Annotated in this window: 23 protein-coding genes; 13 read left to right on the top strand and 10 right to left on the bottom strand. The window is 64.2% G+C overall.

What is annotated here, in order from left to right; genetic code table 11:
• Nucleotides 1–10: 10 nt before the first annotated feature.
• From HAP47_RS20220 to HAP47_RS20200, 5 genes are read right to left on the bottom strand one after another with little or no spacing between them, the layout of a single operon-like run.
• A complete protein-coding gene (locus HAP47_RS20220) occupies nucleotides 11–253 on the bottom strand; it encodes a hypothetical protein (protein ID WP_210285386.1) in 243 nt (80 codons plus the stop codon).
• Nucleotides 250–432, bottom strand: a complete 183-nt coding sequence (locus HAP47_RS20215) for a hypothetical protein (RefSeq protein ID WP_173643534.1) — start codon at nucleotides 430–432, stop codon at nucleotides 250–252. Before HAP47_RS20215 ends, HAP47_RS20220 begins: the two co-directional genes overlap by 4 nt.
• 52 nt (nucleotides 433–484) lie before the next feature.
• On the bottom strand, nucleotides 485–967 hold the full coding sequence (locus HAP47_RS20210) for a hypothetical protein (RefSeq protein ID WP_173643533.1): 483 nt from the start codon (nucleotides 965–967) through the stop codon (nucleotides 485–487).
• Between the two features lie 32 nt (nucleotides 968–999).
• Nucleotides 1,000–4,518: a transcription-repair coupling factor gene (gene mfd, locus HAP47_RS20205; protein ID WP_173643532.1), complete on the bottom strand. Its 3,519-nt coding sequence runs from the start codon at nucleotides 4,516–4,518 to the stop codon at nucleotides 1,000–1,002.
• The gene (locus HAP47_RS20200; protein ID WP_173643531.1) at nucleotides 4,515–4,805 is read right to left on the bottom strand and encodes an FAD assembly factor SdhE; all 291 of its coding nucleotides are present in this window, start codon (nucleotides 4,803–4,805) and stop codon (nucleotides 4,515–4,517) included. The genes mfd and HAP47_RS20200 overlap by 4 nt, the downstream gene beginning before the upstream one ends.
• A gap of 269 nt (nucleotides 4,806–5,074) precedes the next feature.
• Here HAP47_RS20200 and recG point away from each other — a divergent pair, with 269 nt between their 5' ends.
• On the top strand, nucleotides 5,075–7,183 hold the full coding sequence (recG, locus tag HAP47_RS20195; RefSeq protein ID WP_173643530.1) for an ATP-dependent DNA helicase RecG: 2,109 nt from the start codon (nucleotides 5,075–5,077) through the stop codon (nucleotides 7,181–7,183).
• 182 nt (nucleotides 7,184–7,365) lie between these two features.
• On the opposite strand, the gene HAP47_RS20190 is transcribed toward recG, so the two are convergent.
• On the bottom strand, nucleotides 7,366–8,151 hold the full coding sequence (locus tag HAP47_RS20190) for a DUF502 domain-containing protein (RefSeq protein ID WP_173643529.1): 786 nt from the start codon (nucleotides 8,149–8,151) through the stop codon (nucleotides 7,366–7,368).
• 197 nt (nucleotides 8,152–8,348) lie between these two features.
• Nucleotides 8,349–10,175 carry a glutamine--fructose-6-phosphate transaminase (isomerizing) gene (gene glmS, locus HAP47_RS20185; protein WP_173643528.1) on the bottom strand — a complete coding sequence of 609 codons (1,827 nt, stop codon included), beginning with the start codon at nucleotides 10,173–10,175 and terminating at the stop codon, nucleotides 8,349–8,351.
• Between the two features lie 356 nt (nucleotides 10,176–10,531).
• Between glmS and HAP47_RS20180 the strand changes: the two genes are divergently transcribed.
• The 5 genes from HAP47_RS20180 to HAP47_RS20165 all read left to right on the top strand — a co-directional run bounded on the left by HAP47_RS20180 (nucleotide 10,532) and on the right by HAP47_RS20165 (nucleotide 15,300).
• The gene (locus tag HAP47_RS20180) at nucleotides 10,532–11,296 is read left to right on the top strand and encodes an acyltransferase family protein (RefSeq protein WP_173643527.1); all 765 of its coding nucleotides are present in this window, start codon (nucleotides 10,532–10,534) and stop codon (nucleotides 11,294–11,296) included.
• A complete protein-coding gene (locus HAP47_RS20175) occupies nucleotides 11,290–11,616 on the top strand; it encodes a hypothetical protein (protein ID WP_173643526.1) in 327 nt (108 codons plus the stop codon). The genes HAP47_RS20180 and HAP47_RS20175 overlap by 7 nt, the downstream gene beginning before the upstream one ends.
• A gap of 140 nt (nucleotides 11,617–11,756) precedes the next feature.
• A complete protein-coding gene (locus HAP47_RS20170) occupies nucleotides 11,757–12,971 on the top strand; it encodes a sensor domain-containing diguanylate cyclase (RefSeq protein WP_173643525.1) in 1,215 nt (404 codons plus the stop codon).
• Between the two features lie 30 nt (nucleotides 12,972–13,001).
• Nucleotides 13,002–13,136: a hypothetical protein gene (locus HAP47_RS41355; protein ID WP_256458894.1), complete on the top strand. Its 135-nt coding sequence runs from the start codon at nucleotides 13,002–13,004 to the stop codon at nucleotides 13,134–13,136.
• Between the two features lie 196 nt (nucleotides 13,137–13,332).
• Nucleotides 13,333–15,300: an oleate hydratase gene (locus tag HAP47_RS20165; protein ID WP_173643524.1), complete on the top strand. Its 1,968-nt coding sequence runs from the start codon at nucleotides 13,333–13,335 to the stop codon at nucleotides 15,298–15,300.
• Between the two features lie 69 nt (nucleotides 15,301–15,369).
• On the opposite strand, the gene HAP47_RS20160 is transcribed toward HAP47_RS20165, so the two are convergent.
• Entirely contained in the window at nucleotides 15,370–16,164 is a 795-nt protein-coding gene (locus HAP47_RS20160; RefSeq protein ID WP_173643664.1) for an adenylate/guanylate cyclase domain-containing protein, read from the bottom strand.
• Between the two features lie 157 nt (nucleotides 16,165–16,321).
• Nucleotides 16,322–17,386: a carbon-nitrogen hydrolase family protein gene (locus HAP47_RS20155; protein WP_173643523.1), complete on the bottom strand. Its 1,065-nt coding sequence runs from the start codon at nucleotides 17,384–17,386 to the stop codon at nucleotides 16,322–16,324.
• Between the two features lie 161 nt (nucleotides 17,387–17,547).
• Here HAP47_RS20155 and HAP47_RS20150 point away from each other — a divergent pair, with 161 nt between their 5' ends.
• From HAP47_RS20150 to HAP47_RS20120, 7 genes are all read left to right on the top strand, one after another.
• Nucleotides 17,548–18,498: a LysR family transcriptional regulator gene (locus HAP47_RS20150; protein ID WP_173643522.1), complete on the top strand. Its 951-nt coding sequence runs from the start codon at nucleotides 17,548–17,550 to the stop codon at nucleotides 18,496–18,498.
• Nucleotides 18,499–18,576: 78 nt separating this feature from the next.
• Complete coding sequence (locus tag HAP47_RS20145) at nucleotides 18,577–18,867, top strand: DUF485 domain-containing protein (RefSeq protein WP_173643521.1); 291 nt, start codon at nucleotides 18,577–18,579, stop codon at nucleotides 18,865–18,867.
• Nucleotides 18,868–18,882: 15 nt separating this feature from the next.
• Nucleotides 18,883–20,466, top strand: coding sequence for a solute symporter family protein (locus tag HAP47_RS20140; RefSeq protein ID WP_173643520.1), 1,584 nt, complete (start codon nucleotides 18,883–18,885; stop codon nucleotides 20,464–20,466).
• A gap of 335 nt (nucleotides 20,467–20,801) precedes the next feature.
• On the top strand, nucleotides 20,802–21,257 hold the full coding sequence (locus tag HAP47_RS20135) for an Hsp20 family protein (RefSeq protein ID WP_173643663.1): 456 nt from the start codon (nucleotides 20,802–20,804) through the stop codon (nucleotides 21,255–21,257).
• Nucleotides 21,258–21,329: 72 nt separating this feature from the next.
• Nucleotides 21,330–21,653, top strand: coding sequence for a hypothetical protein (locus HAP47_RS20130; RefSeq protein ID WP_173643519.1), 324 nt, complete (start codon nucleotides 21,330–21,332; stop codon nucleotides 21,651–21,653).
• Between the two features lie 12 nt (nucleotides 21,654–21,665).
• Entirely contained in the window at nucleotides 21,666–21,986 is a 321-nt protein-coding gene (locus HAP47_RS20125) for a hypothetical protein (protein ID WP_231168307.1), read from the top strand.
• Nucleotides 21,983–22,165: a hypothetical protein gene (locus tag HAP47_RS20120; RefSeq protein WP_173643518.1), complete on the top strand. Its 183-nt coding sequence runs from the start codon at nucleotides 21,983–21,985 to the stop codon at nucleotides 22,163–22,165. The genes HAP47_RS20125 and HAP47_RS20120 overlap by 4 nt, the downstream gene beginning before the upstream one ends.
• A gap of 444 nt (nucleotides 22,166–22,609) precedes the next feature.
• Here HAP47_RS20120 and glmU read toward each other — a convergent pair whose 3' ends face one another.
• The gene (gene glmU / locus HAP47_RS20115) at nucleotides 22,610–23,968 is read right to left on the bottom strand and encodes a bifunctional UDP-N-acetylglucosamine diphosphorylase/glucosamine-1-phosphate N-acetyltransferase GlmU (RefSeq protein WP_173643517.1); all 1,359 of its coding nucleotides are present in this window, start codon (nucleotides 23,966–23,968) and stop codon (nucleotides 22,610–22,612) included.
• Between the last annotated feature and the right edge of the window lie 76 nt (nucleotides 23,969–24,044).

Raw genomic sequence — 24,044 nt, 5'->3', positions numbered from 1 at the left:
CTTCTACGCACTATGCTCTGGCGCCGACCGGAAATCCCGGTAAGCGCTGAATAACCTGCTTGACGTGATCGACCGCAATCAGCCGCGTGCATTCAAATTGTCGCAGTGAATTCGCATGCTGCGGACGCCACAGGAGATCCTTGTGGTCGAAACGCATCCGCGGATCGTTCCAGCAACTGTTGCACGCGTGAAAATTGACAGTGCGGTAAGGCGTTACAAATTCGTTGGTGGGATGGGTGAACCCGCTGATCATGATGACCGGCGTTCCTGACGCCCATGCAAGCCACGATAGGCCGCTCGACAGACCAATGAAAAAGTCACCATGACTGGCGCGGCGTCAGTCGAACGCTCAACGATGACGTTGGGATGTTCCGGCAGATGGTCCGCCGGGCGCTTCAGCGCGATCGCCGGCGCGACGGTAATCGCATTCACGAAAAACCCCTGCACTGAAATACAAAGCAACTGCTCGAAACGTAAGAAAAAGCTAGGCGAGATTGACAACCTCGTCAACGAAACCTTGGCGAGTACCCCTTCGGGGCTGCTCCGGAATCGCAGGAACAAAACAACATACAACGATGAACAGCATCCCAGCGCCGCACCAGCTTGCCTTGGGCGAAGTCTGCTCTGACGATCGCGGTGGCAACCCTAAGAAATCCAACGATCGGTTCGGAGCCGCTTTCCACAGCATGTTGGACACGACTGCGCTGCCGTAGGCGCCACGGTTGTTGTTGCAGTCGTTCGAGACGTACTGGAACTCACCGTTCTTGATCGTCGTATTGATGACGGTGCCGCCATAGATTTCCTCCGCCGGCTCCTCGTTGCCATCGATGGTGGTATCGCTGGTGGTGCCGCCGAACACGGTCAGCCTGCCGTTGCTGCCGACCTTGGTGACGCTTGCGGTTGAGCCACTGTCAAGTGTCAGTCGGCCGCCATTGATCGTGGTGTCGCTCGCGGTTCCAACTCCCAATAAGTCTGCCCGGCAACTCGGAGGCCGAAACCTCACGCCGCCTTTTTGCTCTCCGCGAGGTTGGCGAGCTGGCGCAGGATCTCGGTGGTGCCGGCGAGCCGCTCTTCCGGCGTCTCCCAGTCCTGGAAGAACACCACCTTCATGTCCGGCCGCACCTTGGCGGCCTGGCCGTGCTGGCGGATGAAGGACACCAGCCGCTCCGGATGCGCAAAGCTGTTGTCGCGGAACGCGATCACGGCGCCCTTCGGGCCGGCATCGACCTTCCCGACATTGGCCCTGCGGCAGTAGGCCTTGATCGCGGCGACCTTGAACAGGTAGCGGACTTCGTCCGGCAGCACGCCAAAGCGATCGCGCATCTCGGCGGCGAAAGCGTCGATCTCGTCGTCGGTCTCGAGGTCGGCGAGGCGGCGATAGAGTGACAGCCGCACGCTGAGATCGTTGACGTAGTCCTCGGGAATCAGGACCGGCATGCCGATCGTGATCTGCGGCGACCAGCGGTCGGCGGCGGGCTCGGCGACGCCGGCCTTGAGGTTGATGATCGCCTCCTCCAGCATCGACTGGTACAGCTCGAAGCCAACTTCCTTGATGTGGCCCGATTGCTCCTCGCCGAGCAGATTGCCGGCGCCGCGGATGTCGAGATCGTGCGAGGCGAGCTGGAAGCCCGCGCCCAGCGTCTCCAGCGACTGCAGCACCTTCAGCCGCCGCTCCGCCTGCGCCGTGATCTTCTGCTGTGCCGGCAGCGTGAACAGCGCATAAGCGCGCAGCTTCGACCGCCCGACACGGCCGCGCAGCTGGTAGAGCTGCGCGAGACCAAACATGTCGGCGCGGTGCACGATCAGCGTGTTGGCGTTCGGGATGTCGAGCCCGGACTCGACGATCGTGGTCGACAGCAGGATGTCGTATTTGCCGTCGTAGAACGCGGACATGATGTCCTCGATCACGGTCGGCGGCATCTGGCCGTGGGCGACCGCGACCTTCATCTCCGGCACGTTCTTGTCGAGGAAATCCTTGACGCCGGCGAGGTCCTCGATCCGCGGCACGACATAGAACGCCTGCCCGCCGCGGTAGCGCTCTCGCAGCAGCGCCTCGCGGATCATCAGGGGATCATGCGGCGCGACGAAGGTGCGCACCGCAAGGCGATCGACCGGCGGCGAGGCAATGATGGATAGTTCGCGCACGCCGGTCAAAGCCAGTTGCAGCGTGCGCGGGATCGGGGTTGCCGACAGCGTCAGCACATGGACCTGGGCGCGCAGCTGCTTCAGCCGCTCCTTGTGGCTGACGCCGAAGTGCTGCTCCTCGTCGACGATCAAGAGGCCGAGGTCCTTGAACTTGATGGCCTTGCCGAGCAGCGCATGAGTACCGACGACGATGTCGACGCTGCCGTCGGTGAGCCCCTTCTTGACCTGGTTCAACTCCTTGGTCGACACCAGCCGCGACGCCTGCGCCACATTGACCGGGAAGCCGCGGAAGCGCTCGGTGAAGGTGCGCGAGTGCTGCCGCGCCAGCAGCGTGGTCGGCACCACGACCGCGACCTGCCTGCCTTCAAGCGCGACGGCGAACGCCGCGCGCAGCGCCACCTCGGTCTTGCCGAAGCCGACGTCGCCGCAGATCAGGCGGTCCATCGGGCGGCCGATTTCGAGGTCCTTCAAGGTCGAGTTGATGGCCCCCAACTGATCCTCGGTCTCCTCATAGGGGAAGCGCGCGCAGAACTCGTCATAGACATGCGGCTGCAGCGGGAATTTCGGCGCCTCGTGCAGCTGCCGCTCGGCCGCGATCTTGATCAATTCGCCGGCGATCTCGCGGATGCGGTTCTTGAGCTTCGCCTTGCGCGCCTGCCAGCCGCCGCCACCCAGACGGTCGAGCTCGACATTGGCGTTGTCGGAACCGTAGCGCGACAGCAGTTCGATGTTCTCGACCGGCAGGAATAGCTTGGTGTCCGCAGCATAATGCAGCTCAAGACAGTCATGCGGCGCGCCGGAGACTTCCAGCGTCTGCAGCCCGACGAAGCGGCCGATGCCATGCTCGACATGGACCACGAGATCGCCGGTCGCAAGGCTCGTCACCTCGGAGATGAAATTGTCGAGCTTGCGGCTCGCCCTGCGCGGACGCACCAGGCGGTCGCCGAGAATGTCCTGCTCGCTGATGACGGCGAATTCGTCGGTCTCGAAGCCGGACTCCATGCCCACCACGGCCAGCATGGTTTCGTTGCGGGGAGTAGCCTGCACGATCCGCCAGGTGTTGACGCTGGTGGTGTTGAGCAGCTTGTGGTCGCGCAGCATCGCGCCCATGCGGTCGCGCGAGCCCTCGCTCCACAGCGCGACGATCACCTTCTTGCGCTGCGACTGCAACGCACCGATATGGCCGACGACGGCCTCGAACACGTTGACGTTGCCGTCGGCACGCTCCGGCGCGAAATTGCGGCCCTGCCGCGCGCCGGCGTCGAACACGTCGGGCGAGCCTTCCGGCACCGCGAACGGCGTCAGCCGCGCCAGCGGTGCCTCGCCGAGCAGCCTGGTCCATTCGGCCTCGGACAGATAGAGCTTGTCCGGCGGCAACGGCTTGTAGATCGCGCCGCTGCCCGGATGCTCCAGCGCCTCGCGCCGCGCGTCATAGTAGTCGGCAATCTGCGTGAAGCGCTCGCGCGCGGCGTCCTCGCCCTGCGGCTCGATCGCGATCGTTGCGCCGTCGAGATAGTCGAACAGCGTGTCCATCCGCTCCTGGAACAGCGGCAGCCAGTGCTCCATGCCGGGGTGGCGCCGTCCCTCGGAGACCGCTTCATAGAGCTGGTCGTCGCGTCCCGGCGCGCCGAACGCGGCGACATAGCCCATGCGGAAGCGGCGGATGGTTTCGGTCGTGAGCTGGAATTCAGACACCGGCACGAGGTCGAGCCCGCGCATGTCGAGCAGCGTGCGCTGGGTCTCGGCATCGAAAGTGCGGATCGATTCCAGAGAGTCGCCGAAGAAGTCGAACCGCACCGGCTGGTCGAGGCCGGCCGGAAAAAGATCGAGGATGCCGCCGCGCACCGCATATTCGCCGGGCTCGCGCACCGTGGACGAGCGGGTGTAGCCATTGTGCTCGAGCCAGGCGACGACCGAGTCCATCGGCACGACGTTGCCGGGCGCGACCGACAGCGCCTGCGCCGCGACCTGATCGCGCGCCGGTACGCGTTGTACGGCCGCGTTCACGGTTGTGAGCACGATCAGCGGCTTGTCGCTGCCGACCAGCCGCGACAGCTTGGCGAGCGCAGTCAGCCGCTGCGCCAGAATGCCGGAATGCGGCGAGACGCGGTCATAGGGCTGGCAGTCCCAGGCTGGAACCTGCATGACAGCGATATCGGGTGCAAAGAATTCCAGCGCGCGGGCGAGCTGCTGCATCCGCGCGCCATCGCGGCACACCACGGCGAGGCTGACCGCCGGCCGCTTCGGCTGCGCGGCAATGGCGCGCGCCAGATCGGAGATGACGAGCCCTTCGGCGCCCTCGGCGACGTTGGCGATGGTCAGCACCCGGCCGGGCGCGAGCATCGCGGCCGGTGATTTCATCGGCTGCTTCATGCGCTGGGATCCGCGCCCTGGAACGCCTTGATACGGTCAAACAACGCGGTGGCATATTCGCCCGCCAGCACCTTGTCGCCGGTCAGCGCGGCATAGAGGTCGGGATCCGGCACCTCGATCAGATGCTCGAGCTCGCCGATCTCCTGGTCGGAAAGGTCCGCGATGGTCGCATCGGCAAAGCGGCCGAGGATCAGGTCCATCTCCCGGGTGCCGCGATGCCAGCAGCGAAATAAAAGCCGCTTGCGGCGGTCATCGAGCCCGTGGCTCGATCGTGTCGATCCCGTCATGTCCCAAAATCCATCGAACGCCAAAAGCCCGGACGTGCCGGGCGGGGTTTGATATAGCGATGGGGACGGCCGATGTCAGCCCTCTTTCGCCGCGTTTTGGAGATGCTTTGGGCGCATGCCGTCATTGCCGGGCTTGCGTGCCCGTCGAAGCCTTGGTGCAGGTTCTTGGCGTAGACGGGACCCGGCAATTCATGCTCGCTAAAAAAAAAGACGTGGATGCCCGGCACAAGGCGGGGCATGACGTGTCAAAACGGACCTAGATTCTCCTGATGCGCCCCAGCCTGCTCAATCCGCTGTTTGCCCAGGTCACGACCCTCCAGGGTGTCGGCCCGAAGCAGGACAAGCTGCTGCGCTATCTGCTCGACCGCAGCGAGACACCGCGACTGGTCGATCTGCTGCTGCACCTGCCGGCGAGCGTGATCGATCGGCGCGCACGGCCGAAGATCCGCGATGCCGCGGTCGGAACCATGGTGACGCTCGAGGTCACCGTCGACCGCCATCGTCCGCCGCCACCGCGCAATTCGCGCGCGCCCTACCTCGTCTATGCCAGCGACGACACCGGCGACGTGGTGCTGACCTTCTTCCGCGCCCAGCCCGGCTACGTCGAAAAGCTGCTGCCTGTCGGCGAGAAGCGCTACGTCTCCGGCACGCTGGCAATGTATGACGGCATCCCGCAGATCGTGCATCCCGACCGCGTCGTCGATGAAGCCGGCTTCGCAAAGCTGTCCGGCATCGATCCGGTCTATCCGCTCACCGAGGGGCTCGCGATCGGCTCGCTCCGCCGCGCCATCGCGCAGGCGCTCACCAAGCTGCCGGATTTGCCCGAGTGGATCAGCCCCGAGGTGCTACGCCGCTGCAACTTCCCGCCGATCAGGGAGGCGCTGACCCGCGTCCATATACCGGTCGAGCTGACCGACATCCTGCCCGACGGCCCGTTCTGGTCGCGGCTCGCCTTCGACGAGCTGCTCGCCGGCCAGCTCGCGCTGGCGCTGATCCGCGCCACGCTGCGCCGCCCGGCCGGCATCCGCAATGCCGGCGATGGTCATCTGCGCAACCGGATCATCGACGCCCTGCCCTATGCGCTGACCAGGTCGCAGCAACAGGCGGTTGCCGCGATCACGGAGGATCTGCGCCAGCCGGTGCGCATGCTGCGCCTCGTGCAGGGCGATGTCGGCTCCGGCAAGACCGTGGTGGCCCTGCTGGCGGCAGCTGCCGTCGCCGAAGCCGGCAAGCAGGCCGCGCTGATGGCGCCGACTGAAATTCTGGCGCGCCAGCACATCAAGACCATCGCGCCGCTCGCCGAGAGTGCCGGCATGCGCGTCGCCATCCTCACCGGCCGCGAGAAAGGCAAGGAGCGCCGCGAACTGCTGGCGCGGCTCGAGGCCGGCGAGATCAATCTCCTCGTCGGCACCCACGCGCTGATCCAGGACGACGTGATCTACAAGGCGCTGGCGCTCGCCGTGGTCGACGAGCAGCATCGCTTCGGCGTGCGCGAACGCCTAGCGCTGACCTCCAAGGGCGAGGCCGTCGACGTGCTGGTGCTGAGCGCCACGCCGATCCCGCGCACGCTGGTGCTGACCTATTTCGGCGACATGGACGTCTCGGAGCTGCGCGAAAAGCCCGCCGGCCGCCAGCCGATCGATACCCGCGCGGTGCCGATGAGCCGGATCGAGGACGTCATGGACGGCGTCGGCCGCGCGCTTGGCGCGGGCAAGCTGGTCTACTGGATTTGCCCGCTCGTCGATGAATCCGAGGCCGAGGGCACCGAGCACCTCACCAACGCGACCGAGCGTTTCGAGAGCCTGCAAAAGCGGTTCGGCGATCGCGTCGGCCTGGTGCACGGCCAGATGAAGGGCACCGAGAAGGATCGCGTGATGGCTCAATTCGCCGCGCACGAGATCGGGCTCCTGGTCGCAACAACCGTCGTCGAGGTCGGCGTCGACGTGCCGGCGGCGACCATCATGGTGATCGAGAACGCCGAACGCTTTGGGCTGGCGCAACTGCACCAGCTGCGCGGACGGATCGGCCGCGGCTCGGAGGCCTCGACCTGCCTGTTGCTCTACAAGGAGCCGCTCGGCGAGATGTCGAAGGCGCGGCTGAAAGTGATCCGCGAGACCACGGACGGCTTCCGGATCGCCGAAGAAGATTTGAAGCTGCGCGGCGAAGGCGACGTGCTCGGCATCCGCCAGAGCGGCCTGCCCGGCTATCGCATCGCGCGCTCCGAGGTGCACGGTCAGCTCATCACCCAGGCGCGCGACCAGGCGCTGCGGATCATGAAGGACGATCCGAAGCTGAAGGGTGAACGCGGCGAAGCGCTGCGCTGCTTGCTCTATCTCTACGAACGCGACGAGGCCGTGCCGCTGATCGGCGCGGGGTGATTCAAAGCGACACACGCCGCCGTCCGTCCCGTCATCCTGAGGAGCGCGAAGCGCGTCTCGAAGGATCGACGGCCACCAGCCGGGCCGATTCATCGTTCGAGACGCGCAAGAGCGCGCTCCTCAGGACGACGGTGCAATAGCGCGATCGTACGCCTAGACACGCCGCATGGGAGCGCGCGCCTCTACTCCACCTTCGCCGGCGCGGGCTGTGTGGCCGGTTGCAGCGAGGCCTGGTTGGCGACGCGCGCGGCGTTGGCCATGCCGGCGAGCGCCGCGGCGCGCTGCTTCTGGTCGTTGGCGCCGGGCTGCACCACGCCGGCCGACATGATCAGCGTCGCGGCATCCTCGGTGCTCATCTCGATCTCGATGATCTTGCTCCTCGGCACGTAGAAGAAGAAGCCGGTGGTCGGGTTCGGCGCGCAAGGCAGGAACACCGAGATGTGCTCCTCCTCGCCGGGCAGGCTGGCCGCGAGCTCGGCGCTCGGCGCCTGCGAGATCAGCACGATCGACCACATCCCGGGCGAGGGAAATTCGACCAGGCCAACGCGGCGGAAGCTCGAGCCGTTGCCGGAGAACAGCGTCTCGAACACCTGCTTCAGGCCGCGATAGATCGCACGCACCGCAGGGATACGGCCGAGCAGCCGTTCGCCGAGATCGACCAGGGTTCGCCCGATCAGGTTGGCGGTGAGGAAACCAAGCAGCGTCAGCGCGATGACCGCGACGATCAGGCCGGAACCTGGCAATCCGAACGGCAGATAGGTTTCCGGCCGGTAGGCTGTGGGCACGAACGGCCGGACCAGATTGTCGACCCAGTTCACGAACCACCAGGTCAGATAGAAGGTGATCGCGATCGGTCCGGCCACCACCAGGCCGGTCAGGAAATAGTTGCGGAACCGCGCCATCAGCCCGCGGGGAGCGTCCGGGGGCAGTTCACCTGGCGCGGGGGGAGGCACTTTGTTGGACGTCATTGCTGTTCCAGATGGTCGAAGCGGCCGTCCTCACCAGCATGATCCGGAAAAGTGCGCCGCGGAGTTCCGAAAAGATCGTGCATAAACAAAAGGCTAGCGCGAGATGATGATCCTGCCCCGAACTTCGGCGCGCGGCACCCCTGAGCTAAGCCATTCTAGCAGGTTTTTGAAGGGCTGCGTGACAGCGTCACTTGCGGCTATTCGACCGTGACCGATTTAGCCAGATTCCGGGGCTGATCGACGTCGGTGCCCATCACCACGGCAGTATGATAGGCGAGCAGCTGCACCGGAACGGCATAGACCATCGGCGCGAACGTCGCCCCCATGTCCGGCATCACGATCGTCACCAGCGACTGGATGGTCGCCTCCGCGGCGCCCTTGGCGTCGGTCATCAGGATGATCTTGCCGCCGCGGGCGGCGACCTCCTGCATGTTGGAGACGGTCTTCTCGAACACCTTGTCATAGGGCGCGATCACCACAACCGGCATGTGCTCATCGATCAGCGCGATCGGCCCATGCTTGAGCTCGCCGGCGGCATAGCCCTCGGCATGGATGTAGGAGATTTCCTTAAGCTTCAGCGCGCCTTCCAGCGCCAGCGGATAGCTGGTGCCGCGGCCGAGATAGAGCACGTCGCGCGACTTCGAGATCTCGCGCGCCAGCTTTTCGATCTGCGGCTCGGACGTGAGCGCTTCCGACATCAGCCGCGGGATCTCGACCAGGCCATGCACCAGCTTGGCCTCGTCGGCATCGGACAGCTCGCCGCGCGCCTTGCCGGCGGCAACCGCAAGCGCGGCCAGCACCATCAGCTGGCAGGTGAACGCCTTGGTCGAGGCGACGCCGATCTCGGGACCGGCAAGCGTCTGCAGCACCGTCTCGCTTTCGCGCGCGATCGTCGAGGTCGGCACGTTCACGACCGACAGCGTATGCGCGCCCTGCGCCTTGGCGTAGCGCAGCGCCGCCAGCGTGTCGGCGGTCTCGCCGGACTGCGAGATGAAGATCGCAAGGTCGCCCTTGCGCAGCGGGGCCTCGCGGTAGCGGAATTCGGAGGCGACATCGAGTTCGACCGGAACGCGTGCCAGCCGCTCCAGCCAGTATTTTGCGACGAAGCCGGCATAGCTCGCGGTGCCGCAGGCCGTGATCGAGATGCGCTGGATATCCTTGAAGTCGAACGGCAGCTTGACCGGCATGGCGACGCGCTCGGTCGCCATGTCGACATAACGCGCGAGCGTGTGCCCGACCACTTCCGGCTGCTCGTGGATCTCCTTCGCCATGAAGTGGCGATAGTTCGCCTTGTCGACCAAAGCCGTTGCGGTGGTGTGCTTGATCGCCTCGCGATGGACGATGGCGTTGTCCTTGTCGAAGATCGTCGCGCCCTTGCGGGTCAGCACCACCCAGTCGCCGTCCTCGAGATAGCTGATCGTATCGGTGAACGGCCCGAGCGCGATCGCATCCGAGCCGAGATACATCTCGCCCTCGCCATGGCCGACCGCGAGCGGCGGGCCGTTGCGGGCGCCGATCATCAGATCGTCCTGGCCGGCGAAGATGAAGCCGAGCGCGAAGGCGCCGCGCAGCTGCGACAGCACCGCCCTCACCGCCTCGACCGGCGCGACGCCGCCCTTCAGCAGATCGTCGACCAGATGCACCACGACCTCGGTATCGGTCTCGGTCGAAAATACCGCGCCCTTGTGCTCGAGTTCCTCGCGCAGCTCGCGGAAATTCTCGATAATGCCGTTATGCACCACGGCGACGCGTTCGGTGGCGTGCGGATGCGCGTTGTTCTCGGTCGGCCTGCCGTGGGTGGCCCAGCGGGTGTGGCCGATGCCGGTGTGGCCGCCGAGCGGCTTTGCCTCCAGCAGGGCCTCGAGATTCTTCAGCTTGCCCTCGGCGCGGCGCCGCGCCAGGCCGCCGTTCTCCAGCGTGGCGACACCCGCGGAATCATAGCCGCGATACTCCAGCCGCTTGAGCGAATCCACCAGTTGCTCCGCGACCGGAGCGCGTCCAAGAATGCCGACGATGCCGCACATGCGGTTCAATGTCCCCAAAAATCGCCGAAAATTTGCCAAAGCGGCGACACGGTCCCTTAACGGGAATCGCCGGCCGCAAGATACTCAATAATTATTGCCGATTGCGACAGTCTTAAACGGCAAGGTGGATGCGAAAGGCTGGTTAATCGGGGCTAACCATGGCCCGACAAAATCGCCTCGCGCGACCCGATGCCCGGAGTTCGAATACACACGTTAAGAGTGTGTTAGTCCCTCCACGGCAACTTCGGACACGGCGCGAAATAATCCAACACGATCAAACACAGTTCGCGCAGCATGCCAAGAGTGCGTTTGCTCTGGCTGGGGGCAATGTGGGCCACAGGAATAATTTCGACACGTTGCGGCTGTTCGCAGCCTGCAACGTCCTGCTGCAGCATGCGGCCTTTCTGCAGGTTCCGTGGCCCAGGCCGATACCTCTGCTGGTCGCTTACACGTCCGGCGTTCCAATCTTCTTCATCATCAGCGGATTCCTCATCACCGGCACCTTCCTTCGCAGTGATGGGGACGTCGTCACCTTTCTCCGCAATCGATGCCTGCGCATCTATCCGGCACTCTGGCTCAATCTCGCGATCGTTCTCGCGCTGCTGGTCGCATTCGGCGCATTGCCGCTCGGCGCACTGCTCAACCCGGACTTCCTTCGATACTGGACGGTGATCCTTGCGACCGGGTCCGACGCGCTCGCCAACTGGCTGCTGCCGCCATACCCCTTCGCCTGGAATGACGCGCTGCCATTCCTGCCCGTTGTCGCGCTGTGGACCATTGTGCTCGAATTGGGATTCTATCTGATCGTTCCGGTGATTTTCCTGCCGCCGGTCCTGCGCTACCGATGGGCCTCAGTGGCCGTGGTTCTCGCCCTCACCATCTATTCGCATCGTCTGACCAGCGTGACCGCGACCGACGAGGTCACTCGAGGCATAAATCCGCTGTTCTATTTCTGGGTCTTCGGCATCGGCTCGCTTTTTTCGCTGCTTTGGAGCCGAATCGACCGGCTGTTCCGCGATAAGTTCATCCTGTGGCCCTGCTCTATGCCGAGGCGATTGCCTTCTTCGGCGACCAGCACGGCATCGTGTATGACCACCCGACACTGCGATCGACCGTGCTGACGATCCTTCTTGCCTGCTGCGTGATGTCGGCAGCCTTCAGCTGGACCAATCTGTCAAAGCCGCTCGCGGGCACCGACCTGTCATACGGCATCTATCTGCATCACGTGCCGATCGTGATGCTGCTGCATGCCTTCGGATGGCAAGGCTTCCCGGCCGCAGTCCTCCTGATCGTTGCGACGACCATCGCGGCGGCCGCGACCTGGCGCGTCATCGAGCAACCGGCGCTGCGCTTCAAGATCCGTCAGGCCCGCAAGCCTTCGAACTCCGCCGAAGACGGCCGCGCCGACGGATTGGAAAGCCCGGCGTGCCGTGCCGGCTGATCGCCTGCCGGCCGCGCGGGAACCGATGCGGCACGCGTCCAGGCGGGTGAAGCTGGCATGCCCGGCAACCACCACGTGTTCCAAACATCAACGCACCGTTAACGCCTTTCGGAGAGGGTGCCGCGGCCGGAGGTACCCCGATGCAAGCCACGCACGACCGTGAAACGCAGCGCCTCGACGTGCTGGCGGAACTCGACATCCTCGATACGCCGCGCGAACTCGCCTTTGACCGCCTGACCGGGCTGTGCCGGAAGATCTTTCGCGTGCCGATGTCGACGCTGACGCTGATCGACGGCCATCGACAATGGTTCAAGGCCTGCGACGGCATGGAGAGTCGCGAGACCGCACGCGGACCTGCGCTCTGCAATTTTGCGATCGCGCAGGACCATCCCCTCGTCATTCCGGACACGCTGCTCGATCCGCGCCTCGCCACCAATGTCTTCGTGCACGGCAAGCCGCATATCCGCTTCTATGCCGGCGCCCAGCTCAAGATCTCAGGCGCGATCGTCGGGACGTTGTGCGCGATGGATACCCGTCCCCGCGAGTTCGATGCCGATGCCGTCAGCATGCTGTGCGATCTTGCGGCCATCGCCGTCGACGAGATGATGCTGCGGAACCTGAGCATGCAGGACGGCCTCACCGGCTGCTCGTCGCGGCGCGCCTTCCGCGGCGAAGGCGAACGGCTGACTGCGCTGGCCGCGCGGCATCTCAGTCCGCTGGCCTGCGCCGTGCTCGATGTCGATCACTTCAAGCAGGTCAACGACACCTATGGGCACGCCGTCGGCGACATGGTGCTGGCGGCGGTCGCGGACTCCGCGCGCTGTGCGCTGCGCGGCTCCGATGTGATCGGCCGGCTCGGCGGCGAAGAATTCGGCATCCTGCTGCCGCACACCAGGCTCGACCAGGCGATGGGCGTGCTCGAGAAGGTGCGCGCCGCCGTCGCGGCAACCCGGATCGAGACGCCGGCCGGCACGGTCAGTGTCACCTGCAGCCTCGGCGGCGCGGTGCTCTCGCCCGGCAACTGCTTCGACGACATGCTGCGCAACGCCGACTTCGCGATGTACGGCGCAAAGCAGGCCGGCCGCAACCAGGCGATGGCCTGGGTCGACCGGGCGCCGTCGATTGCGCCGACCGCGCGGCGGGTGTTCAAGGCCGGCAAGATCAGCTTCAACGCCGGCCATTCCACGATCGACTGCACGGTGCGCGGGCTGTCGCGCGACACCGCGACGATCGAGGTGCTGTCCATCTCGGGCATCCCCGATCAGTTCAAGCTCGCGATCGCCGCCGACGCGCTGTCGCGGGCGTGCCGCATCACCGCGAAGGCCGACAACCGGATCGAGGTCGCCTTCACCTGACCGGCCAAGCGAGATAGCCTGTCGCGGATAATGAGGAACCTCGATGTCGAGCGATCAGACCGGCGGCCCCGCACTGCTGCTGTCGCGCTGATCGTGCTGTATTTCTATCTCGGCTGGAAGCTGGTCGGCGGCAGGCTGTGGCAGCGTATCCTCGGCGCGCGGTAGCGTTGCACCGCATTGCGGCCGACGTCCCCAAATCACAGAAAATTTGCCGGCTCCGTGACACGCTTCCTTGACGGAGCATCGCCGGTCATGGCGCGACATCTTCGCCGCAACCGGCTTGGGCCAGAAAATGACACGGCGACCTGCCAACATCGGGTCCACGGAGATCGCGAATGCCAATCACCCAGAAAGGTCGCCAATGATTGACGTCACAGCTTCCGGCACGCCCAACTTCGAGGTCGAAACCGACGCGTCCAGGCGCTACTGGCACAACAGCAGCCACAACACGCTGCCGCCGCCGGACATGATGGGCGCCTACATGCGCAACCGTCCGGTGCCAAAGGGGCCGGTCGAAGCCCGCAAGGCCTGGATCGTCGGCAGCGGCATCGCGGGACTGGCTGCGGCCTTCTATATGATCCGCGACGGCGGCATGAAGGGCGAGGACATCACCATCCTCGACACGATGCACATCGAGGGCGGTTCGCTCGACGGTGCCGGCGATCCCGAGAACGGTTACATCATCCGCGGCGGCCGCGAGATGAACTGGAACTACGACAATCTCTGGGACATGTTCCAGGACGTGCAGGCGCTCGAATTACCCGAAGGATACAGCGTTCTCGACGAATACCGGCTCGTCAACGACAACGATCCGAACTTCTCCAAGGCGCGACTGATGCACAAGCGCGGCCAGATCCGCGACTTCTCGACGCTCGGCCTGTCGAAGCCGCAGCAATGGGAATTGATCCGCCTGCTCCTCAAGCGCAAGGAGGATCTCGACGACATCACCATCGAGCAATATTTCAGCCCGGGCTTCCTCGAGACCAATTTCTGGTTCCTCTGGCGTTCGATGTTCGCCTTCGAGAACTGGCAAAGCCTGCTCGAAATGAAGCTCTACATGCATCGCTTCCTCGATGCGATCGACGGGCTGACCGACATGTCGGCGCTGATCTTTCCGAAGTACAACCAGTTCGACAGCTTCGTCCGTCCGCTGGTGACCCATCTGCGCGAACGCGGCGTCAAGGTGCAGTTCGATACGCGCGTCCACGATCTCGACATCCAGGTTGAGGGCGATGCCCGCACGGTGACCGCGATCCACGCCAAGGTGGGCGGCGCCGACACCAGGATTCCGATCGGTCCGAAAGACCTGGTCTTTGCACTCACGGGATCGATGACCGAGGGCACCGCCTATGGCGACATGGACCACGCCCCGGTTCTTCAGCGCGGCAAGCATGATCCGGGCGAATCCAGCGACTGGACGCTGTGGACGAACCTGGCGAAGAAATCGCCGATCTTCGGCAAGCCGGAGAAATTCTACGGCAATGTCGACAAGTCGATGTGGGAGTCGGTCACCCTCACCTGCAAGCCGTCGCCCTTCGTCGACCGGCTGAAGGAGCTTTCGGTCAACGATCCCTATTCCGGCAAGACGGTCACCGGCGGGATCATCACCTTCACCGACTCCAATTGGGTGCTCAGCTTCACCTGCAACCGGCAGCCGCACTTTCCGACCCAGCCCAAGGACGTCCTGGTCGTCTGGGTCTATGCGTTGCTGATGGACAAGGAGGGCAACTACGTCAAGAAGCCGATGCCGGCCTGCACCGGCCGCGAAATCCTGGCGGAGCTTTGCTATCACCTCGGCATCGAGGACAAGCTGGACGCCGTGGTGGCGAACACCAAGGCCCGCCTCGCCTTGATGCCCTACATCACCGCAATGTTCATGCCCCGCGCGGCGGGCGACCGGCCGCATCCAGTCCCCGCGGGCTGCACCAATCTGGGGCTGATGGGCCAGTTCGTGGAAACCTCGAACGACATCATCTTCACAATGGACAGCTCGGTCCGCACCGCGCGGGTCGCGGTGTACACGCTGCTCAAACTCCCCAAGCAGGTGCCGGACATCAGCCCCACGCAATATGATATCCGCACCATCCTGAAGGGGGCGCGTGCCCTGAACAACAACGAACCATTCCCGGGTGAACGCCTGCTGCACCGGCTGCTCGACAAGACATACTACGCCCACATTCTTCCGCCATTGCCCGAACCCGACTCCACGCGACGCGGCAGTGCGGAGCGCGAACTGGCGGGACTTCTCGGCAAGGGCGATCAGGCGCTCGGCGCCATCATCGCCTGGCTGGAACGAATTCGAGAGAGCATCTCGACCCGCAAGGGTTAGCGCATGCAGTCATAAGCGCGTCACGTCCGCGTTGATCGCAACACCGGCGTCCAATTCCTGCCGGACGCCTTAAGGTTCTACCCGGTAGAGCCGCCATCGCTCCGGCACGCCCTTGAGCTGGTGCGCGCCGCGATCCTTGAAACGGATTTCAGACTCGAACATCAGATTCCTGACCGCGCTCGAGACCAGCACCTCGCCGGCCCGTGCCTTGGCGGCGACGCGCGCACCGATGTGGAACGCGAGGCCGATGACCTCCGCGCCGCTCACCTTGTATTCGCCCGCGTGCAGTCCCACCCTGATCTCGAGCCCCAGCGTGCGCACCGCTTCACGGATCGCGGTCGCGCAGCGGATCCCGGCAGCCGGCGCACCGAACGTCGCCAGCACGCCGTCCCCTGTCGTCACGACCTCCTTGCCGCGCAAGGCCTTTAGCTCGCGGCGAACGGCGGCGTAGTAGTGATTCATCACCGTTGCCCAGCGCGAGTCGCCGAGCCGCGCGGCTTTTTCGGTGGATCGGACGATATCGACGAAGAGGATGGTGGCGAGCGCCTGTTTGAGCTCCGAGCCTCGATCGGCGGTGCGACGCCGGTTCGCTATATTTCCCGTCAGCGGTTCATAGCGATGGCTGCGCCGCCGCGCGATTGCGGCCTTGGTGTAGTCCTGGGCACGCTGCACCGTGCGGCAGCGAATGGTTTTTTCCTGCGGTGGAAACGTCCAGTAGACCTTTCGCCCGGCTCCGGCGCCCTGAACCTCAACGGCGCCCCATTTCAGGAAGACCGTCGAGCCAGCCCGTCGAATGCACCATGCCTTTGACGTGTATCCGGACACGTTCGACTGATGCACTCCGATGCGAAGGAATTTGGGCATGAGCGTCCGGCCGATCGAACGAGCGCTTTGGGGGCTAACCTGGGGTAAAGCGTAGCCATACATTTCCGCATTGGCAACGGTGCTCGTTTCCGCACTGATCAAAAGCGTCGGGCTCTGCGATGTCCGCATGCGACCCAAATGAGATCTGACTTTTTGGTCAACTCCTGGCATCGCGCCTCTGCCCATTCGATACGGCGTCAGCATCGACGGACAGAATTGCCTCGTCCTGCGCTTTTGCCATCGGCTGTTCTTCGTCGCTAAATCGTGCCGGGGTCAGCCGGCTGCGGTCGACCGTGATGCCAAAGATGTCGAAGCGGTTGTAGTAGCCGACGACGTCGTGAAACTGCTTCGGCTCGACGCAGCGATTGAGATCGATCTCCGCGTAGGCGATCCCTTCCTGGTCCTGCAATTCATCGCCAAAGACCCCACCCGTCGGATCGACGAAGAAGCTAGCCGCACGTGGCGTCTGGTCGATCACGTCGGCGATGGTTCTGTCGCGTTCAACCAGGAAGGCCCGCATCGGCTGGTCCATGTAGCCGGCGGTGACGATCCCGAATACCTTGGCTTCGAAGCAATGGGCGCTGGCCCGGATTCGGTTGGCGGCGACGTTGTCGAAATTGCCGCCGCCTGCCGGGCGCCGCGTCGGCCACATCGGCGGCCAGCTCGAGATGTGCACCTGTTCACCCTGCGCCATCAGTGCGAAGCGGGCCAATGGATTGGTGTTCTCGCCACAGATCAACCCACCGATCCGGCCCTGCCGTGTCTCGGCGACCTTGAGGCCCGCACCGTCCCCCGACGACCACACCAGCTTCTCATAGAAGGTCGGAACCAGCTTGCGGTGATGAACCAGAATTTCGCCGGTCTCGCCGATCAACAGGTTCGAGTTCCACAGCCCCCCAACGCTGACGGCCGAGCGCTCGCTGATGCCGATCGAGACGGTGACGCCGAGGCCGCGCGCCTCGGCGCACAGCCGCGCCACTTCCGGTCCGTCCACCAGCACGGACTGCTCCGCCATCCGCACGAACAGATCGTGATTGTCGATCGGCGGCCACAGCGCGGCCCAGACCGGAAAAGCGGGAATGTAGGTTTCGGGAAATGCGATCAGCTCGGCGCCGGCCCTGGCTGCCTCGCGCATGATGGCGATCGCCTTTTCGGTGGTCGCCCGGCTGTCGAGGAAGACGGGCGCGGCGTGGACGGCAGCAGCCTTGAAACGAGGGAGCATGACGAAAATCCCGACTAGGACTAGGGAGGCGAAGCGGTATCATCCCTGCCTTCGCGGCATGCATGGGAATTGTCGCAAGGTCGGTTGCGAAGGATCGGAGCCGACCGCGCGTTGGAACGGGAATTGCTTTGCTGGCAAGGTCCGCAATCCGGAGGCAGGTCATGTTCGATACGATCAACTGGGACGATTTGCGGGTCTTTCTCTGTGCCGCGCGTGCCGGAAATTTGAGTCAGACGGCAAAGCGGCTGCGGCTGGATCATTCCACCGTGAGTCGGCGGATCGCCCAGATGGAAGCTTCCCTCGGGATTGCGGTGTTCGAACGCCACCGCACCGGGCTCAAGCTCAACGAAGTCGGCGAGCGGTTGCTGCGTCATGCCGAGCGGGTCGAGAGCGCGGTGATCGCCATTCGCGAGGAAGCCAGCGCCAGCGACACCCAGGAACTCGTCGGGACCGTGCGGCTAGCCACCATGGAGGGGATCGCCTCGCTCTATCTGGCGCAACGCTTCGCGAAACTGCGTCGCACCGCGCCGCAACTCTCCGTCGAACTCGTCACCTCAGCGCAGACGGTCTATGTGCACAAGCGCGAAGCAGATCTGTTCGTGTCGTTCTTCCGGCCACCCGGTCCGGGCCTGATCTCCGAGCGCATCGGCAAGTTTCGGCTCGGGCTATTCGCGAGCCAGAGCTATCTCGACAATCACGGCATGCCTGCAAGCCTTCGCGACCTCGCCGATCATTGGTTCGTCTCCTATATCGAGGACCTGATCCAGGTCGATTCGGTGCGCTGGCTCGCCGACGTCATCGAGGAGCCGAAGATCGCCTTCCACTCCAACAGCATGATCGCACAGATGAACGCCGCGGCGGGCGGCCTCGGCATCGTCATGCTGCCGAGCTTTGCCACCAACGACCGGCCCGACCTGATCCCCGTGCTGCCCACCCTCGCCGGCACCGTTCGCGAGGTCTGGCTCAACGTCCACAGCGACTTGCAATTTGCCCCGCGCATCCGCGCCGTCCGCGCGTTTCTGAAAAATACCCTGAAGCAGGACCCCGACATGCAGGTCACGCTAGCCGATGCCCTGCCGCAGCCGCGCACGGCAGATTGCAAAAATCCATAGTTCCCTTCCATCGGAGCCCGGCTGAAGCTCGTCCGATTGGCGCAAGGTAGCGCGCGCTGAAGTTTTGAGGGGGCAAACATGAACGTGGTTATTCCCGGCAATACCGATCCGGCGCCGAGCGTCAGCGCCTTGGCCAAGAAGCGGCTGATCGTCGCGCTCGTGCTCAGTGCAGCGATGATCGTGATCTATTTCAGCTTCATGGGGCTGTTCGCGTTCGACAAGGCGCTGCTCGGCACCATCCTCGTGCCCGGCCTGTCGCTCTGCATTGTGCTCGGCCCGCTCGTCATCATCTCCTCCTTCGCGCTCTGCCTGGTCTACGTGCTGTGGGCGAACCGGGTGTTCGATGCCGGCATCCGCAATCTTCGCTAAAGGGACCAGAGCAAGATGGGCAGCAGCACGCTTTCGATCGGGTTCTTCTTCGCCTTCATGGCGTTGACGCTGGCGATCACCTATTGGGCCGCACGGCGCACGCGCACCACCGAACACTTCTTCGCCGCCGGCGGCCAGGTCACGCCGTGGCAGAACGGCTGGGCGCTCGCAGGTGACTTCCTGAGCGCCGCCGCCCTGCTCGGCATTGCCGGTATCGTCACCTCAAACGGCTTCGACGGCATGATCTATTCGATCGGGTGGCTGGTCGGCTGGCCGATTATTCTGTTCCTGATCGTCGAACCGTTGCGCAACGTCGGCCGCTTCACCTTCGCTGACGTCGTGGCCTATCGGCTGCGTCAGCGCCCGGTGCGCCTCGCCGGCGCCGTCGGGACACTTGCCGTCATCCTGTTCTACCTGATCGCCCAGATGGTCGCGACGGGATCGCTGATCAAGCTGCTGTTCGGCCTGCCCTACACCTGGTCGGTCGGCGTGGTCGGCAGCGTCATGCTGGTCTATGTGCTGTTCGGCGGCATGCTGGCAACGACCTGGGTGCAGGTGGTGAAGGCTGCGCTGCTGATGGGCGGCGGCATCCTGCTCGCCTTCCTCGTGTTGACCCATTTCGAGATGAACCCGCTCAAGCTGTTCGCCGCGGCATCCGAGAAATACGGCACCAAGGTGCTGCAGCCAGGATCGAAGGTGGTCTCGGGCCAATGGGACGCCATCTCGCTCGGGCTCGGCCTGATGTTCGGCACCGCCGCGATGCCGCATGTGCTGATGCGGGCCTATACGGTGAAGGATGCCAAGGCCGCGCGGCTGTCGATCCTCTATGCCACCGGCCTGATCGGCGTCTTTCATCTCATGGTCTTCATCATCGGCTTCGGCGCCATGGTGCTGGTCGGTGCCGACGCGGTGGCAAAAGCCGGAGGCGGCGGCAACATGGCAGCGCCGCTGCTGGCGCTTACGGTCGGCGGCAATGCCTTCTTCGGCTTCATCTGTGCGGTCGCATTCGCGACCATGCTCGCCGTCGTCGCCGGGCTGACACTGTCGGGCGTCGCCACGCTCTGCCACGACGTCTGGACCAACGTGATCCGCAACGGCAGCGCTTCGGAGGCCGAGCAGCTCAAGGTCGCGCGTGTCGCGACCGTCATGATCTCGATCTTCGCCATCTTTCTCGGCATCGCGTTCGAGGGCCAGAACGTCGCCTTCATGGCGGGCCTTGCATTCTCGATCGCCTGCGCCGCCAACTTTCCCTCGCTGGTGCTCGCCATCACCTGGCGCCGCTTCACGACGCCTGCAGCCGCGGCGAGCATCCTCGTCGGCACGCTGAGCTCGCTGGTGCTGATCTATCTGTCGCCGACCATCCAGGTCGACATTCTCGGCAAGCCGCTGACCGCGGTCGAGCATCAATGGTGGTTCGTGTCGCTGCGCAATCCGGCGATCATCAGCATGCCGTTGTCCTTCGCGGTCGCGATCCTGCTATCGCTGGTCACGACAGAGAAGAACGCCAATCTCGCCTTTGACGAGATGCAGCGGCGCATCCTGCTCGGACCGGTTCAGCCGAGCACCGACGCGCAGGATCAGGCGAAGAATGCGGCCTGAACAGCGTCGACCGATCGACGACAAAATCGCGTTCTTGCCGGCACCGGTTCCCTCAACTTCGTTCGGCGACGGCTCGTCCTCAAAGCACCAAATACCCTGCCTTGCCTGCAGCGGCTGCCCACCCGCCCGGCCCCCAGCAGGCGCTGCCGAAAGCGGCTGGCTAAGGCCAAGATTTTTTTTGCCGCACTTCTTGACTTTGAAAACCCGTTTTCTAATTTTTTGCTCGCTAGGCCCCCACGGGCTTGGCTCCTGAACGCCAATCGGGTTCAGGCGAGACGGGCACCGGTCATGTCCGGTGCCGTTCATACCCATCTTGCTCTATGGAGGATTTGGCTATGCGCACATACGACTTCTCTCCCCTGTTCCGGTCAGCCATCGGCTTTGACCGGCTCTTTGACCTCGCTGAAACCGTCCAGCGTGCTGGCGAGGACAATTATCCCCCCTATAATATCGAGCGGCTTGCGGAAGATCGGTACCAGATCGCGCTCGCGGTTGCCGGCTTTGCACCTGACGAGATCTCGGTGACGGCAGAGCAGAACGTTCTGACCATCGAGGGGACGAAGGTCGAAAAGGCCGAACGTCAATATATCTATCAGGGCATCTCGACCCGTCGCTTCAAGCGGCAGTTCAGTCTCGCCGATCATGTCGAGGTCAAGAGCGCTGCCTTTGACAACGGCCTGCTCAAGATCGAGCTCGCCCGTGAAGTGCCGGAGGCCATGAAGCCGAGGCGAATTGCGATCAATGCGCTTCCAAACAAGGCAACGCGCCAGTTGGAAGGCGTTGCAGCCTGACGCCCCGCATAGCCGCGCTCCGCTGGAGCGCGGCTCCTCATTTCCGATTTCGTCCTGAGAATGGAGGCACCCATGCGGCCGACGACCGCGCCTGTTGACAATGTCCTTGCATTTCGCCTGCCAACAAGAGGCAGGCAAAAGTACGAGCATCCTCGCGATCTGGTGCGCGACCCCTACCTGACGAAGGCGACGAAGAGAGCCATTCTGGCATCCTGGGCTTCGGATGCCTGCGCCGTTGCGTCCAATCCTGCGCTGCGTGCTCCTGCAGAACTCAGATCGCCCGTTCCAGTCAGCGATATCCTGGACGCGCTACGCGCCCTTGATGATCCGCGTGAACCACCCGGAGGAAGGCCGGCTCGGCTGCGCTCCACGCTGCGCAACGTCGCTGCTGCATAGGAGTGCTGTTCCATGACCGGCATCAGACTGCCGAAGCAAGTCATCGAGAGGATTGAAGAGCGTTGGTGGTCACGATTCAGCAAAGAGAAGCAGCGAACTTCAGAATTGATTGACGAGCGCCTCGAACGGCTGCGCACGCATCGGAACAATATCGGCCGGTATAGGCGGCTGCTCAATACCGAGCTTTCCGACTTGGAACGCAAGTTCATTGAACGACGTCTTTCTGAAGAGAAGATGGCGATGCAGATATTGGTGGCCGACATACCGCCTCTCGCCGTTGACCGACCACCGGACGATGAAATTATCAGCCGATCTGGCGAGGCGCAGCCATGACAGAACTGCAGCGTCTGCTCGTACGTGGCAGTGAAAAAATCATAGGCCATTATCAATTCCTGCTCGATACTGCGAAGTCGGAGCACGATCGGGAGCTATTCAAGCGAAGAATCAAGGAAGAACGTCAGATGCTGAACAATCTGATTCAAGGCTCGGACCAGTCTGCGCGTGCCGCCTGACGCATCTGCGACAAACGGACCCGACGGGCAACGCAGCCAAAACCTGTCAAGTGCCGTGAATTGTCCCGTCTCACCCGATCGAGGGGCGCTGCGCATTGTCACGGGTGTGTCTCAGAGTGGCGAAACGAACAGCAAAGCTCGGGCGGATCATGTCGCGAGATCCGCAGTTGCGTCCCCACCCACACTTTCATCGCCCGGCTCGCGGCCTCCGTTAAAGCTTCGGCGCGCCTATGACGCGTTGCCTCGTCGAAGCCTTGGCGGAGACGGGGACCGGGCGATCCAGTGCGCCGCGGCCTCACGGCTCAAGCACTGGCGTCTCTGGAATACTGGATCACCCGCATGGTGTTTAGACCGGACAGATCACTGACGCGGGTGATGACACCTTGGATTGGGATGCGTAGCAACGACATCGTCAGGCAGGCGCATGCCAGCGACGCAACGGCCTCACTTCCCCTTCGCGGCCTTCGCCTTCAGCTTCGCCGCGCGATAGCGGGCGGCGCCGCCTTCGCGGATCGATTGTTCACTGCGCTCGAGCGCCATCGCGTCGTCGGGGACGTCCTTGGTGATGACGGAGCCCGAGCCGATGTAGGCGCCCTTGCCGATCGTCACCGGTGCGACCAGCGAGGTGTTGGTGCCGACGAAGGCGCCCTCGCCGATCAGCGTCTTGTGCTTGAGGAAGCCGTCATAGTTGCAAGTGATGGTGCCGGCGCCGAGATTGGAATTGGCGCCGACATGGGCGTCGCCGACATAGGAGAGATGGTTGACCTTGACGCCGGCCTCCAGCGTCGCGGCCTTGGTCTCAACGAAATTGCCGATCCGCGCGCCGTCGCCGAGCGAGGTGCCGGGCCGCAGCCGCGCATAGGGACCGACCGACACTTTCTTGCCGATACGGGCCTCGACAATGTGCGAGAAGGAATGGATCACGGCGCCGTCGTCGATCGAAACGCCCGATCCGATCACCACGAACGGCTCGATCACGACGTCCTTGCCGAATCTGGTGTCGGCGGCGAGATAAACGGTGTCCGGCGCGATCAGGGTCACGCCGGCCTCGAGCGCCTGCTTGCGCAGCCGCGCCTGCATCACGGCCTCCGCCTCGGCGAGCTGCGCCTTGGTGTTGATGCCGCGCACTTCGTCTTCGCTGGTTTCGATCACGACGGCCTCCAGTCCCAATTCCCTGACGATGCCGACGGCATCGGTCAGATAATATTCGCCCTTGGCGTTGGCATTGCCGATCTTCTCGATGACCGCGAGCGCCTTCCTGCCGTCGAACGCCATCACGCCGGCGTTGCACAGCGTGATCTTGCGCTCCTCGGGGCTGGCATCGGCATGCTCGCGGATCGCAATCAGCTTGCCGTTCTCGGTCACCAGCCGGCCGTAGCCGGTCGGGTCGGCGGCGTGGAAACCAAGCACCGCAAGCGCAGCGCCGTCGCGCAGCGGCGCACGCATCCGCGCAAAGGTCTCGGCCGAGATCAGCGGCGTGTCGCCGAACGCGACCAGCAGGTCGTCGGAGCCGCGGACGAGCGCCTCGCGCGCCGCCAGCACCGCATGCGCCGTGCCGAGCCGCTCGCGTTGCACGAAGGTCTGCGCATCGGGCCGCACCCGGCGCGCCTCGGCGGCGACCGCCTCGTGGTCGGGACCGATCACGACCGCGAGCTGCGATCCCTCGCCGGAGCCGGCGGCATCGAGCACATGCGCCAGCAGTGACTGCCCGGCCACAGGGTGCAACACCTTCGGCAGCGACGAGCGCATCCGCGTGCCCTCGCCGGCCGCAAGCACCACTGTCAGGCTCGTACGCGCAGTCATTCACATCCTCGACGGTTCGCGCAGTCAGCTGCGCAACGCTTTCTTCGAGGCCGTCTTTAATTGTTTTCCCCGGCAG

The sequence above is a fragment of the Bradyrhizobium sp. 41S5 genome (assembly GCF_011516665.3).
GTDB classification, from domain to species: domain Bacteria; phylum Pseudomonadota; class Alphaproteobacteria; order Rhizobiales; family Xanthobacteraceae; genus Bradyrhizobium; species Bradyrhizobium quebecense.
Note: the sequence above shows the minus strand (reverse complement) of the source record. Positions and strands in the feature narration are given on the sequence as shown.